General features: G+C 39.4%; 16 protein-coding genes. 13 read left to right on the top strand and 3 right to left on the bottom strand.

Annotated features, from left to right (window positions below):
• Nucleotides 1-8: 8 nt before the first annotated feature.
• A complete protein-coding gene (locus U2718_RS08770; protein WP_341997350.1) occupies nucleotides 9-1,115 on the top strand; it encodes an alpha-hydroxy acid oxidase in 1,107 nt (368 codons plus the stop codon).
• Between the two features lie 704 nt (nucleotides 1,116-1,819).
• On the opposite strand, the gene U2718_RS08765 is transcribed toward U2718_RS08770, so the two are convergent.
• A complete protein-coding gene (locus U2718_RS08765; RefSeq protein WP_341997348.1) occupies nucleotides 1,820-2,455 on the bottom strand; it encodes a fasciclin domain-containing protein in 636 nt (211 codons plus the stop codon).
• 180 nt (nucleotides 2,456-2,635) lie between these two features.
• Nucleotides 2,636-3,196: a hypothetical protein gene (locus tag U2718_RS08760; protein WP_341997346.1), complete on the bottom strand. Its 561-nt coding sequence runs from the start codon at nucleotides 3,194-3,196 to the stop codon at nucleotides 2,636-2,638.
• Between the two features lie 552 nt (nucleotides 3,197-3,748).
• Between U2718_RS08760 and U2718_RS08755 the strand changes: the two genes are divergently transcribed.
• The 12 genes from U2718_RS08755 to U2718_RS08700 all read left to right on the top strand — a co-directional run bounded on the left by U2718_RS08755 (nucleotide 3,749) and on the right by U2718_RS08700 (nucleotide 13,593).
• Nucleotides 3,749-4,507, top strand: coding sequence for a hypothetical protein (locus U2718_RS08755; RefSeq protein ID WP_341997345.1), 759 nt, complete (start codon nucleotides 3,749-3,751; stop codon nucleotides 4,505-4,507).
• Between the two features lie 76 nt (nucleotides 4,508-4,583).
• Nucleotides 4,584-5,669 carry an aromatic ring-hydroxylating dioxygenase subunit alpha gene (locus U2718_RS08750; protein WP_341997342.1) on the top strand — a complete coding sequence of 362 codons (1,086 nt, stop codon included), beginning with the start codon at nucleotides 4,584-4,586 and terminating at the stop codon, nucleotides 5,667-5,669.
• 76 nt (nucleotides 5,670-5,745) lie between these two features.
• A complete protein-coding gene (locus U2718_RS08745) occupies nucleotides 5,746-6,711 on the top strand; it encodes a ferritin-like domain-containing protein (protein WP_341997340.1) in 966 nt (321 codons plus the stop codon).
• Between the two features lie 200 nt (nucleotides 6,712-6,911).
• Nucleotides 6,912-7,160 carry a UPF0175 family protein gene (locus U2718_RS08740; RefSeq protein ID WP_341997338.1) on the top strand — a complete coding sequence of 83 codons (249 nt, stop codon included), beginning with the start codon at nucleotides 6,912-6,914 and terminating at the stop codon, nucleotides 7,158-7,160.
• A gap of 60 nt (nucleotides 7,161-7,220) precedes the next feature.
• On the top strand, nucleotides 7,221-7,670 hold the full coding sequence (locus U2718_RS08735) for a DUF3368 domain-containing protein (protein WP_341997336.1): 450 nt from the start codon (nucleotides 7,221-7,223) through the stop codon (nucleotides 7,668-7,670).
• Nucleotides 7,671-7,690: 20 nt separating this feature from the next.
• Nucleotides 7,691-8,875, top strand: coding sequence for a P-aminobenzoate N-oxygenase AurF (locus tag U2718_RS08730; protein ID WP_341997334.1), 1,185 nt, complete (start codon nucleotides 7,691-7,693; stop codon nucleotides 8,873-8,875).
• A gap of 31 nt (nucleotides 8,876-8,906) precedes the next feature.
• Complete coding sequence (locus tag U2718_RS08725; RefSeq protein WP_341997332.1) at nucleotides 8,907-9,377, top strand: hypothetical protein; 471 nt, start codon at nucleotides 8,907-8,909, stop codon at nucleotides 9,375-9,377.
• Between the two features lie 23 nt (nucleotides 9,378-9,400).
• A complete protein-coding gene (locus U2718_RS08720; RefSeq protein WP_341997330.1) occupies nucleotides 9,401-10,444 on the top strand; it encodes an aromatic ring-hydroxylating dioxygenase subunit alpha in 1,044 nt (347 codons plus the stop codon).
• Nucleotides 10,445-10,671: 227 nt separating this feature from the next.
• Nucleotides 10,672-10,965, top strand: a complete 294-nt coding sequence (locus U2718_RS08715; protein ID WP_341997328.1) for a 2Fe-2S iron-sulfur cluster-binding protein — start codon at nucleotides 10,672-10,674, stop codon at nucleotides 10,963-10,965.
• A gap of 2 nt (nucleotides 10,966-10,967) precedes the next feature.
• Nucleotides 10,968-11,990 carry an aromatic ring-hydroxylating dioxygenase subunit alpha gene (locus tag U2718_RS08710; RefSeq protein WP_341997326.1) on the top strand — a complete coding sequence of 341 codons (1,023 nt, stop codon included), beginning with the start codon at nucleotides 10,968-10,970 and terminating at the stop codon, nucleotides 11,988-11,990.
• A gap of 139 nt (nucleotides 11,991-12,129) precedes the next feature.
• On the top strand, nucleotides 12,130-12,855 hold the full coding sequence (locus tag U2718_RS08705; RefSeq protein WP_341997324.1) for a sterol desaturase family protein: 726 nt from the start codon (nucleotides 12,130-12,132) through the stop codon (nucleotides 12,853-12,855).
• Between the two features lie 90 nt (nucleotides 12,856-12,945).
• Nucleotides 12,946-13,593 carry an acyl transferase gene (locus tag U2718_RS08700; RefSeq protein WP_341997322.1) on the top strand — a complete coding sequence of 216 codons (648 nt, stop codon included), beginning with the start codon at nucleotides 12,946-12,948 and terminating at the stop codon, nucleotides 13,591-13,593.
• Nucleotides 13,594-13,692: 99 nt separating this feature from the next.
• Here U2718_RS08700 and U2718_RS08695 read toward each other — a convergent pair whose 3' ends face one another.
• Nucleotides 13,693-14,097 (bottom strand): response regulator, encoded by a 405-nt coding sequence (locus U2718_RS08695; protein ID WP_341997320.1) that lies wholly within the window; start codon nucleotides 14,095-14,097, stop codon nucleotides 13,693-13,695.
• Between the last annotated feature and the right edge of the window lie 260 nt (nucleotides 14,098-14,357).

Here is a 14,357-nt window from a genome sequence, read left to right as displayed (position 1 = left end):
CTGAGGAGATGGCAGAGATTAATAAACCGCTGAACTTATTTGAGTATGAAAAGCGAGCAGCTGATTGTCTATCTCAGATGGCTTGGGATTACTACTCTAGTGGTGCTTGGGATGAAATCACGTTGCGGGATAACCGAGCTGCTTTTACCAGAATTAAATTACGCCCGCGTGTAATGGTGGATGTGAGCGATCGCCTTTTGGCAACCACAATATTGAATCAACCCCTACAAATGCCACTGTTGATCGCTCCGATGGCATTTCAATGTCTCGCCCATCGAGAGGGAGAATTAGCGACAGCAACTGCTGCATCAAAGGCTGGTGTGGGCATGGTGTTGAGTACGCTGTCTACTCAAAGTCTGGAAGATATAGCTGATGCCTATCAGCCGCACAATCCAACTGCACCCTTGTGGTTTCAGCTATATATTCATCGCGATCGCGGACTAACTCGTGCTTTGGTAGAGCGTGCTCATGCGGCAGGTTACAATGCTCTGTGCGTAACTGTAGATGCACCTGTACTCGGACGGCGTGAACGAGATACACGCAACCAATTTACTTTACCACCAGGTTTGCAACTCGGTAACCTTGCTAATCTATCGGAACTCAATATTCCGATTGAGCAGGGAGAATCTGGGTTATTTACTTATTTTGCTCGACAGTTAGATGCGGCGGTAACTTGGCACGATTTGGAATGGTTGCAATCTCTATGTCCTTTGCCATTGGTAATTAAAGGGATTTTACGGGGTGATGATGCTGCCCGTGCTGTTGAGTGTGGCGCCAAGGCAATAATAGTTTCCAATCATGGTGGACGTCAATTAGACGGAGCGATCGCTTCTTTAGATGCCTTGGCTGAAGTGGTAGCAGCTGTAGATGGATGTGCTGAAATACTTTTAGACGGTGGTATCCGTAGAGGTACTGATATCCTAAAAGCGATCGCATTGGGGGCTAAAGGTGTATTATTAGGTCGTCCAATCTTGTGGGGATTAGCTTTAGCAGGAGAGACTGGTGTAGCTGATGTGATGGAAATTTTACGCGACGAACTAGATGTGGCAATGGCATTAAGTGGTTGTGCGAAATTACAAGATATTGATATCAGTTTATTGACTGTCAACAGTTAATAGTCAAAAGGTTATTAGCTATTAGCCGCAAAATAATGTTCATGAATCATTTAGGATTACCACATAACTAGACATTATTAATATCTTTACTTCTGCGTGGAAGCTCTTGTTCGGTCTAGCTTCTAATTATGTTTATATTCTCTTACTGTAAGAGACAATAAATCAACACTGTTCCATTATAAATATTGATGCTCAATTTTCGTAATTTTGAAGATAATTGTATTTAGTAGCTGAGTGACATGAGAGTTATTGTAGTCTTCTCTGGTTGGTTCACTTACTGATTTCCCTTAACATTTACCCATTATTGAACTCTCCGGGTCTAGCCCTTGGAGAGTTTTTTTCTGCTTTGAACATAAACAAAACAATAGATTACCGATTTCTTTGAGAAGGTGGGTGTCTAACAAAAATTTAGACGAAATATTAAGCAAATTCAATTGAGTAAAATACAATTAACATAAAACTTTAACTATAGAATGTAAACAGTTGGAATTTTATAATTTACTTTGACATTAAATTGAATGTATTACAGCCAATTAAGAATCACCTACCCATAAAAACTCTGTAGATTCACATCTTCCACCAGTTCCAACAGCTTGGAGATAAAGCCTCGTAACCCTCGTTACCAGGTTCAACCTGGTAACGAGAACTAGAGCAATCTGGCTCACTCAATCAAATGGTACAGTTTGATTAAAGTCAAGACTTGGTTAAAACTTTGGAGGCAGAATTACCTTGTCAACTACGTGAATAACACCATTTTTAGCTGGAATATCCGCCTGAGTTACTCTGGCATCGTTTACAGTAATTGCGTTATTGGTATTGTTCACTTTGACTTTGACAGGAGAACCCTCAACTGTTTTTACGTTTCCAGATGTAAACTGACTGGAGGTGACTTGTCCTGGTACAACATGGTAAGTAAGAAGCCTGACTAACTGTTGCTTATTTTCTGGTTTGAGGAGCTTTTCTACAGTACCTTTTGGTAGAGCGTTAAAAGCAGCATCAGTAGGTGCAAAGACAGTATAAGGGCCTTTTGCAGATAATTGCTCAGTTAAGCCAGCTGCTGCTACTGCTTTTGTTAAAGTCTTAAAAGCTCCTTGGCTGGCTGGTGACTGTGCAAGTTCTGCGAAAGTTTGGTTTGCAGTTGTACCAGCAGGAGTTTCTGTTGTGGGTGCAGTGTTAGCTGGAGAAGCTCCAGGTGAGCTAGTTTCTATTGGTGTTTTTGCAATCGAAGGAGTATTTGTATTATCTGCCGTCGGTTGACTACAAGCAGATAAAGTAAAAAGACTACCCACACCAAAAATGCTCAACAAAGTTTTTTGGAAATTACCTTTGCTTGCTTTCATAATTCTCTCAAAATCAAGCTAAATAAGTAGTTGAACAAAATTAAATTCATTTGTAGAGACAGGGTTGGGAAAAACAATGTCTGTAAATAATTCTGTCTAAATACCTACATCTTGCTTTACAAAAAGTAAGGATGCTAGGAAAAAATCCCTCAATCTGACGACATAGTTTTTCAAACATTATCAAGTATTGGTAGCTGGTTTCTCTCTCTTTGGTGGAACTACTTCAAATTCAAAAGTAGCAACGTTGCGATCGCCAATGTAGACTTCGATAGTATGTTTTCCCAATGGATCGCCAGGAGCGATCGTCCAAGAATTTTTGATCACGCCATCTTTAGCGGAATCTTTGCGTTTTGTCTGTGCTGCGGTGCCGTCTGCTGATAATGAAAAGTTTTCGGTATTGGTTGTACCCCAAGTTTCAGGAGGTTCTGGTAGTTGCAGTACTTCTCGCCATGCTACTTCGCCCTTGTAGTCTTTGAGGTGAAGACGCCAACCATATTTAACTCCTTCTTGCAGTGGTATTTTCTTTGTTGGGATCAATGTAACTTTTCCACTCTTTTCTTGTCTAAGAACCCCAAACTCAGCTTTGGTGACAGTAATTGGTTTTGCAGTGCTAGCAGGAGAGGATGGTGTGGTGTTGCTCGCCCATTTCTCCGGAATATTAACTGGTACACCAGCGATCGCTGGAGATATTAACCAAGAAAACGCCAGGAAAAAGCTAGAAACCCAAATTCTCAATCGCATAGTTTTTCTAATATTAAAGTGATATTTATTGATGCATGATAAAATTCCTTTTTCAGATACACTACTAACAGTTTTGCTGTATCAAAAAATTTTCTTATCAAACCGCTGATGACAATTGTATTTTTCCAGAAATGTTCCGGTTTTTCAGGTTAGTAATATGAATAGAGTAAACTTCCTTAAATAAGACGCATGGTATTCACTCATAAATCCCATCGCTATCAGTAAGGTTAGTTATTGGGTAGTGGGTAGTGGGGATTGGGAATAAGAGGACACGGGGAGGGGAAAAAGGAAGGGGAGGACACTTCCGTGCTGGGTTCCCCCCGTTGTAGACGCGTTCGTCGTAAGGTGTTCGTTGCGTTAGCTAGCGGCTTCCGCAGGTGGAAAGTGTCCGTCGACAAGGGGAGAAGACGTGAGTCAAGATCCTTCCCCTTGTCCTCTTCCTAGTCTCTAGTCCCTAAGACAGTTATTTTTGTGACACAAAACTTTGTAGCTGCATCAAAACAAATATTACAGTTCATATAATGGAACGGCATAATTTGTGATGAGAAAACGATGAAGAGCTACTTAGTTAGTACTAAAGATTTATCAAAAGAAGATATGGAGGATATGTACTTGCTCCTTAGCACTCACTTTAGGGGTGTGAAGCGAAATATTTTTGATGCAGATTTAGCAAATAAAAACTGGGTTATTCTTTTCAAAGATGAAAAAGTAGAAAAAATGCAAGGTTTTTCTACGCTTTTAATTTACAAAACTAAGTTTGAGGGTGAAAGCCTCAGTGTTGTTTACTCCGGAGATACTATTATAGATCCTAGTGCTTGGTCAAGTTCAATACTGTCTCGTGCTTGGATTACCTCAGTCAATAGGCTTCGTTATGACTATTGTCAAGGAAAGCTTTATTGGCTGCTGATTTCCAGTGGTTATCGTACCTATCGTTTTCTGCCAATTTTTTGGCAGGAATTTTACCCTAGATACGATACACCAACACCAGAATATACTTCGCGCTTGTTAGAGTTTTTGGCGTGCGATCGCTTTGGTAGGTACTACGATCGACAAGCTGGAGTAGTTCGCTTTCCCTATCCTCAAATTCTGCATGAGTCACTTCAAGGTATTCCCTCAGAAAGACTGCTAGATCCCCACATCCAGTTTTTTGAGATGCGTAACCCCAATCATCTTCAAGGAGACGAGTTGGTTTGTTTAACAGAAATTAGTGAACAAAATCTTACCCGTGCTGGCAGGCGGATGTGGTTTGCAGATTATTCAGCAGCAGAAATATATAAAGATAAACCCCGATTAGCTTCTATGGTTCCCTAATCATTATTTAATAGAACAATTTTTTGAGATTGGGAATTATATAATCAGCCAATTCTGCTCTAGTAAAACTATTAAAATGAATGTTAACTCGCAGCCTGTTAACTCGAATCGCCATACCAAACATTTTAATAATCCAGAGCGTTTTATCGAGGGATGGTACTGGGCTACTCCTTCCCATCAGCTGCGTGTGAATCAAGTAAAACCTCTGACTTTATTAGGTAGAGAACTAGCTATTTACCGTGGCAAAGATGGCAAAGTAGTTACTTTTGATGCCTACTGTCCGCACATGGGCGCTCACCTTGCTGAAGGTAAAGTCGAGGATAATGGACTCCGTTGCTTTTTCCACAACTGGAAGTTTAATGCTGATGGCAGTTGTGTTGATGTTCCTTGTTTGGGGGAAACACTTCCCATCAAGCTAAAAACTTGGCCTACTGCCGAAAAGTATGGAATGATTTGGATTTGGACTGGCAAAACTCCACAACAACCCCTGCCCTTTGTTCCAGAATTGGCAGACGCAGAATGCGATGCCGCCTTTGGTGCGCGTTTTGTTAAAAACTGTCACCCCAACGTCGTGATGATTAACGCAATTGATGCCCATCACTTCAATACGGTTCATAACTTCCCAGTAGATATAGTTTTTGAAAGACAAGAGGTAAATGAAAACGCCATTATTTTTAGCAACACCACACGCGGAGGTGATAATTCTTTATTCTTAAAATTAATCCGCCCCTTCTACAAAAATGCTGTTACCTATAGTATGTGCTATTGGTATGGCAGCACTGGTACGGTGACTGTAGGCCCCGATTTTCTTCATTTCCACATTATGTTTGCCCTGCGCCTTTTAGAAGGGGGAAAAACTGAAGGTCAAACTATACTAATTACTAAGAAGCGCCAAGGTATTCACGGTTGGTTACTAAATCGAATATTACTTTGGCTAACTAATTTAGTCGGCAACTACTTCGCCAAAGGTGACACCAGAATTTTCCAAACCATCAAGTTTGACTTAAAAACCCCGATTAAGGCAGACTTGTCCATTCTTCAGTTTATCCAACACGTTGAGAAACAGAAAGCCCTTGCTTGGGGAAACTGGCAGCTAGTGATGGCGAGATGGGGTGATGGGGAGACTTGGAGACAGGGAAAAGTAAGGGAGATGAATGATTAGGGAGCGGGGACGCGGGGACGCGGGGACACGGGGAGATAGGGAGACAAGCAACCTATTAGCTACTAACTAATGACCAATGACCAATCATAAAATTGCCGGATTTGATTTACCTCATGCACATACACAAGACAAGTTGTGTCGCGTACTATTTTCAGCACTCGAAAGTAGGTTAGGGAAAACAGACGCGGAGAATCTATCAAAAACATTCTCCATGTCCCCACCTCCCCACCTCCGCTTGTCCTCTTACTGGGATGCCAAACATTTTGGTTTAGATAAAGTCAGTATTTTTAGAGAAGCTTGCGCACAGGAACAAGCAGAGATTTTGCATCTCTGTAGTTATGGATTGTTGGCGGAAGCCTACTTTATCGAACAAGCTGGTGTAGGTTACATGGCAAAAATGGTAACGCTGGCAGAAACTACTGAGGAGCGGATGCTGTACGCTCTTTTCAGTAGTGATGAAGTTACACATTTGGCGCAGATTAGTCAATTTATAGATACTTCAGAACTTGTAGGAACGGATGAGCCATTCTTGCGCTTGCTTGGTGATTTAGTTGAAAGCTCTGATAAAACGGTGCTGCTATTTATACTGCAAGTTGTACTAGAAGGATGGGGTTTAAGCCATTACCGCAGTCTCGCCAAAAATTGTCGCAGTTCAGATTTAAGTGCAGTGTTGTGGGGATTTCTGCAAGACGAGAGTCGCCATCACAGTACGGGCGTGACTTTGTTTGATCGGGTAGCTGTGACTAAATCCAGCCAACAAACGATGATTGAAACGCTAGCATTATTTTTACAGATGGTGCAAGTGGGGCCTCAAAGTGTGGTATCAACAATTGAAAAAGTGAAAGGCTATCTCTCTACAGCACAGAAAGTCAAAATTTTTGAAGAACTAGAAACAGAAATTCAAAGTGGTACTCGTTTGCAACTTTTGCGATCGCTTATGCGTTCCCCAAATGCAGAAGTTATAGTTGAAGAACTAGAGGTGCGAGGAGCATTCCAGCCTTTCCCAGCAAACAAATGTATATTTTCAGGAGTTAGCAGTTAGTTGTATTTGATCGCCTGCCTATCTTTTTAATTGCTCCACAACTCCTATGTTCAGGTGACAGGAGTCAAGGTGAATCCTAGCGTAAAAATACAATAGATTTCTCAGGTCAACGCAGAGGGCGATCGCGAATTATGTAGTCTACGAGTTGGTAGATGAGCAATGAGCTACCCTAAAAATATGACTGGTGAGGCAATTCTGCTATGAGTGTCATAATTTCAGACGAAATCCTGCAAGCATCTGGGCTAACTAAGAGTGAGTTTCGCCAAGAGATTGCACTATACCTGTTCCAAACAGGTCGCTTAACCTTAGGCTATGCCAGCCAACTAGCGGATATGCAACCAAACGACTTTCGTCAACTTCTGAAGCAGCGAAATATCCCGCTTTATTCTTACGATTTTGAAGACTTTGAACTTGACTTGAAGAACCTGCGGGAGTTAGGACGGCTTTGATTGTTATTAGCGACACATCTGTTATTACGAATTTAGCACGCAATTCAGCACTTGCACCTTTTGCCTCAACTGTACAATCAAGTCATCATTCCCGAAGCAGCATATCTTGAACTTGCAGATATTGATCCCCCCGTTCCTGGAACCCTCGAAGTTCAAGCTGCTTCTTGGTTGGAAGTCAAACAAGTTATGAATCGTAATGTTGTTAAACGACTTCAGCACGAAGCCAGGTTAGATCCTGGGGAATCTGAAGCGATCGTCCTTGCCCTAGAACTCAATGCCGATTTACTATTGATTGATGAGCGTCGCGGCAGAGCAGAAGCTAATCGCTTAGGACTAAGGATTACTGGTTTGTTGGGTATTTTGGTTGAGGCGAAACACAAAAATCTAATTATGGCTATCAAGCCGTTAATGGATGCCCTCATTGCTACTTCGGAGTTTAGAGTATCTTCATCTCTATACAATCAGATTAGTGAATCAAGGTGTGTAAGACAAACAAGACTGCTATATTAGTTGCTTCTACCACTAAAAATATGATTGCAACAATCAACAAAACTAAACAAAACACACTTTTAGAAAATCAAAATATCTATAAAAAACTCCAAATTAACCACACCCGCAACAAACAGCAAGATCATACTAAATTACTAGACGAGGCTGCTGCGAGTTTCTGTTATGAAAGTTGCAAGGATGAATACTGGAACCCGGAGGAATTTTCTTTACTTCATGCCACTCCTCTGTGGGAACAAGCTAGTCCAACTCAAAGAATTATCCTAAACCAGCTTTACTGGGTAGCTTATTATTCACAGATTATCTCTGCTGAAATTGCCACGATCTACTTTAATCAAACTAGCGCTGCCGGGCTTTATGCCCAAGAGGATTTCCGCTTGGTATGCGATACGCTCGATTTGGAATCCTCCCAAGAACGCGCTCACATCAATGCTTTTCGGACAGTCGCCAACCAAGTAGAAATGGCTTTGTTTGGTAAGCGTGTCTTCAGCTACACAATGCGCGGCCCATTTACTGAAACAATGGTGTTTGCTGATACTAATATTTGGAAGCGTCGCTGGAAGAAATTACAATTGCAAGCCTTCGGACTTTTATCCTCAGATAATACCTTCTTAGCTTGCCAATACTTCACCGTGCGTGGAGTGCGCACACTCAACGGGAAATTAGTACAGCACAAACTCAGCAACTACTATCAAAAGCATCCCAACCAGGAAACTGCTCCGATTCCTGCCAAGATTTCCTACTATCACTTCATGGATGAAAGCTTTCATTTCAATAGTTCGACGATTATCTCCCATGATGTGATTCACTGCCTGGAACCACCGACGTCATTTGAGAAATTAGTAGCAAACTTGGGTATACGCGGTTGTCAACAAGACCATTATCATTTTTCTGCGGCTATTAATGGGATTTTTTGGTATGATCCCGCACTGTACTCAGCAGTTTATCAGATTTTGCGATCGCCTGTTTTTGATATGAGCGATGCTGAAGCCAAAGACATGATGCACCAGTGCTTTACACAAGAAACAGAAGGGCTGCACCGTAGCTACAAAACCCACACTGAAGCGAGGGAATCTTATAAAGTCTACCTTGAGAAGCTTGACTATCTTTGGGAAAATAACCGACAAATGTCAATCATGGCAGCCAATTCTATTCCCAAATATCTGGGAATTCAAAAGCAGGCTTTTGCTAATTTTTTACGTTCTTAACCCTAAACCTGAAGAATAAGCCGGGGGCATAATGAACACAAAAACAAAAATCGCTTTTAGCTGTTATTTTGTAGCTATTCTTTGTATTGCTTGTATTGCCCTAACTTACCTATTTACACCTCAGTTATTACCTTATCAAGAACAAGCAGTTGGTTTAAATTGGTCAGAAATTGAACATGGTTTTCAAATGCAGTTTTTATCTTTGATGAAGGTATCGGGAGGAGGATATTTATCTGTTGCTGCTGCCTTGGCAGTATTATTATTTATCCCCTTTAAAAAGGGAGAAAATTGGGCACGTTGGGCTATTCCAGCAATTGGCATACCTGCAATTACATTAGTGAATTATGCAGGTTTAATTATAATTTGGAATACACCGGGACGACCACCCGTTTTTTTAGGGCTGATAATTGACGTTTTTTTCATTACAGGTTTAATCCTATCGGCTGGCATGAATACAGTAACAGCAGTTAAACTTTCTGAAAAAGTTGAAACACAGTTGTAAATGTTTGTAGGGACTAGGGCGGAATGAACCAGTTTCAAAATCAAAATACACAACCCCTATCAAAGATGAAAATCTTCAACAATTGGGATGTTGTTGCTAAAGGCTGGTACGTTGCTTGTCCTAGTCGAGAATTGCCAATAGGCAAGGTAAAATCTGTAGATATTTATGAACAAAGAATTGTTATTTTTCGTGGAGAAGATGGCAAAGTTAGAGCCTTGGATGCATATTGCCCACATCTAGGAACTGATTTAGGAATTGGGCGAGTTGAAGGTAATTTTATTCGCTGCTTTTTCCATCATTGGGAATTTGATGGTGAGGGAAAATGCCAGCATATTCCTTGTCAATCAGAAATTCCTGAAAAAGCTAAACTACAAGCTTATGCCACTGAGGAAAAATATGGTTTTATTTGGATTTATCCAGATGTCAACCCTCCTCATGGTGTTGCCGAATTTGATGAACTGAAAGGTAAATCGCTTTTGACAATTTACGACAAAGTTTTTGAAAGAAATTGTCATCACCATATTTGCATGATGAATGGTATCGATACTCAACATCTGCAAACTGTACATAAATTAAATATAAAAATGGAATTATTTTTGCAGCAACATGAATCTAATCAAATTATTGATTTTACTCTCAGAGGACAATTTCCTAAAACTACACATAGAGAAAGACTGGGACAAAAAATTCTTGGAAATAATTACGAATATACGATGAGATATGCCAATGGCTGTCTTGGACTTTTAACTATCATGAAAAATGTGCGGTTAGTGCCGCCATTACACATGATTTACGCTTACACTCCTATCAAAGATGGTAAAACCCGAATTCAACCTATTTATGTAACTGAAAAAAGAACAGGTATTTGGGGTTGGCTTGTCAGTCGAACACTGCTCTTTTTCACCAAACTAGCTTATTATTTTTTGCGAGATGAAGATGGCATGATTTATGACAACATTCGTTATAATCCTAATGCGGTTATTAGTATTGATAAACCATTAATTAAATATATGAATTATGTAAATAGCTTAGAAACATCTATCTGGTCAAAAAAATTTGATATTTAGAAATCCAACTTAATTAAGAATTCACCTTGAGCCACACCAAGTCTATAAATTGATTACAAAATTCAATTTTATGTTAATAACAACCACAGATAAACACAGATGCACACGGATGATTTATCTGTGTTTATCTGTGTCCATCTGTGGTCGATTTATAAAATATGATTGAACCTCGTTATCAGGCTCCAAAATGATATTCAGAACTCCCAAATTTACTAATTTTTTAATTTATGAATAAACAATATTGTATTATTTCCTTCCCAGAAACAGATTATCAACCCATCATATTAGAAAAATATCAGCAACTTTCTGAACATCTCACTATAGAAAATTCTCCAGTTTTATTTGGTTGTCGTACTGGAATTTGTGGTACTTGCCTTGTCATAATAGCTGGTGATATACCACCACCTAGTAAAGAAGAACAAGAAATTTTAGATATATTTGCATCGGCAAATAAACAAGCAAGACTTGCCTGCCAAGTCGAATTGACTAGCGACATTGAGATTAGGCTTTGTGGGGAATAAAAGTGAAATTTGAGGATTTTTGGTACATTCTTGCTTTGAGTAAACAATTAAAGTCAAATACTGTTTTGCAACGTACAGTTTTAGGTGAGTGGCTGGTGGTTTTTCGCGGGGATGATGGTAAACCTGTAGCATTGCGCGATCGCTGCATCCACAGAAATAGTCGTCTTTCTCAAGGTAAAGTCTGTCAAGGCAAAATCCAATGTCTTTACCACGGCTGGGTATACGACAAAACTGGCAAGGTGATAGCTGTACCCTCTGAAGGAGAAAATTTCCAAGCAACCGAAGCACGGCGGGCTTTGCGATATGACACCAGAGAACAAGATGGGTTTGTTTACGTACGTCTAGCACAATACCCCACTGAGGAATTTGAACCTTTCGCCATGCCTTTCTATCAACAACCGGGATGGGAGACAGTGCGGGTAATTAATCGCTTCCGCAATAACGTTACCAACTGTGTCGAAAACTTCATTGATATTCCTCATACCGCTAGCGTTCATCCTGGAATTTTTCGCACACCTCGTCAACAAAAGTTAGAAATGACTGTAGAAAGACGGAATGGTTGTGTATTTGCGCAATACCGTAACGAAACTAATAATCTTGGTTGGTTTACGCGTTTCCTCAACACTAAAGGTTACGAGATTCGCCATACCGATAGCTTTCGTATGCCAAATATTACTAGCGTCGAGTATGATATGAAACCACACAGACGGCTATTTATCACCAGCCAATCAGTTCCTGAAGCAGAAGACTCAACTTTGGTTTACACTGATGTCACTTTTAACTATGGCATTTGGAACAAATTTGCAAGACTCTTTGTCCGTTGGACTGCTCAATATATTATTCATCAAGATGTGAAGGCTTTAGGTATTCAATGGGAGGCGATCAACAAGTACGGCAACCATTTTTCTAACACCCCTGCTGATACCATTCACATTTTTGTTGAATCTATCCGCAACAAAATAGCTGTTGGAGAAGATCCTAGAACCCTACCAGATAAGTCTGTAGATGTGAAATTTTGGGTATAGCAGACAAACCGAAATTTTTCTTAAACTTCAGAAAAAGAAGTGGCAGAGCCACTTCTAAGTAATTCCCAGGTAGAACCTGAAAGCTAGTATAACGGGCATAAAATATTCAAATAGTATAAAGTAACACTTATTAACTTATATGTTAGTTTTTACTGTCTTTGTAATTTTGTTGACGCTGACTGTAGCGAATGATAAAAAACTCACTATTTTTTTAATCAAGAATCATGAAGACTGGATTTTAGATATTGTTGGTTTGTGGTTTCAAGGAATAATTATTCCTGTTTTTCAAATTACTTTTGTTTATCAATTATATCAATTTTTACTACCAAATTTTCAGGGTGTGTTGAAACCGCATTTTCTTGTTGGGTTTGTGATCAGCTTTGTTTGTGTAGATTATCTATATTACTGGAATCACCGCCTATTTCATAGTAAGTGGTTATGGTCTATTCATCAAGTTCATCATACAATAACCTCAATGGATGTTTTGGGAACTTCTCGCAATACTTTGTGGACGAGTTTTTTTATTATTTACTTATGGATTCACTCACTATTTATTTATTTATTGCAAGATCCTAGCTGGTATATTTTGGGTATAAGTTTGACTTCAGCTTTGGATTTATGGCGTCATAGCAAATTTTCACTGCCACTAAATTCATTTTTATATCAATGGTTATCGCCTTGGCTGATTTTACCTTTAGATCATGCTTGGCATCATGCTAGCCAGAGTATTCCTGGCAACTATGGGGCAAACTGGAAAATTTGGGATAGGTTACATGGAACTTATCACACATCTGAACGAGCACCATGTTCTCTTGGTATTCAATCTAATTTTTCCTTAATTCAGAAATTATTGAGTCCGTTTTAATATTAAATCTGAAGCATTCATGTTTAAAAAATCTGGAGATTAAAAAATGCTAATTACCAGCCAAACTAGGATAAGGTAAATATCATAATTATGACTATTTTAAGTACTTTACTCTCTTTATTCCCTGCATTAGTAATATTAATGGCATTTATATCTTTCCTCTCTAATTGCATCAAACCAAGTATCTTTAGTGTTACTGCTTTCTTTTTTTCTTTATATGTGTTTCCCTTATTAGTATATAAATTACATGAAAAATTTTACCCTCTCCAAGAGGGAATCAGCTATTTAGTTGGTAAAAACTACTCTCCTTGGTGGGGTAGTCATCAAATACAAGTTATATATATTACCTTTCCGGCATTAGAGGCAGGATTGCGCCTTATCCCTGGAGTATTTTCTGTATGGCTAAGGTTGTGGGGGGCAAAAGTTGGTAAAGGTGTTTATTGGACACCACATTTGGAAATAGGCGATCGCTCTTTATTAGAAATAGGTAACAATGTAGTTTTTGGTCATAAAATTGGGATTTATTCTCATGTCATCAAACCTAAGAAACAAGACTTGATGTTATATGTTAAAAGAGTAAAAATTGGTAGTAATGTGTTCTTGGGGGCAGGTTCCTATATTGGCCCTGGCGTGCAAATTGCGGATGAAACTTTTATAGCGGTTGGTAGTAATTTATATCCAAATCAAGTAGTGAAAAATATCTCAAACAAAGCAGTAAATACACAAAATCTTTCTTAGTAATGAAGTCACCAGGTGTTGTGTTGGCTAGCTAGTTTACTAAAGCAAGATAAGTTTTAAGATGCACTGGATTTTGTATGAGTATTCAGCTTTGCACAATTACCAATGACAAGAAGCAACAACGCTAGCAACAATTTCGACAAGTTCTTCTGGAGCAATTGGTTTAGAGACATGAGTTTGAAAACCAGCCTCTAAGGCGCGAACACAACTATCACTATCACCATAGGCTGTTAAGGCAATAGCTGGAACTCGCCCACCAATATCAGGCTTGAGAGCACGTATTTTGCGGATTAGAGCGTAGCCATCTTCACCAGGCATACCTATATCACTAATTAGGACATCGGGTTGCAATTGAGGTAACACTTCTAGTGCTGGGGCTGCGAATGGAACCGCTGTAACAATAGCTCCATCTGCTTCTAACACGGTAGTGACGAAAAAGCGAGTATCATCATCATCTTCAACTACCAAAATATTCAAGCCAGCAAGAGGTAAAGAAGGTTGCATAACAAATGAATTTTTATTTAAAATCCAGTTACTTAAATGAAAGAGCACTCACTCAGGGGCAACTTACGAACTTTTAAATTAAATTTTTAAATATATGGTAAAATAAGAGCTTCAACTCAACAAACTGCCGATAGTTTATCAAAGATAAACTTATCAGCATTATTATTTTAACCTATTGTTCTAATCTCTAATCAATATATTGCTGCACTTGGTTTTGGTTCACAGTCTTAGACAACAGGTACTTAAGAAGTGAAGTTTAT

Source organism: Chlorogloeopsis sp. ULAP02 (genome assembly GCF_038404745.2).
Classification (GTDB): domain Bacteria; phylum Cyanobacteriota; class Cyanobacteriia; order Cyanobacteriales; family Nostocaceae; genus Chlorogloeopsis.
Note: the sequence above shows the minus strand (reverse complement) of the source record. Positions and strands in the feature narration are given on the sequence as shown.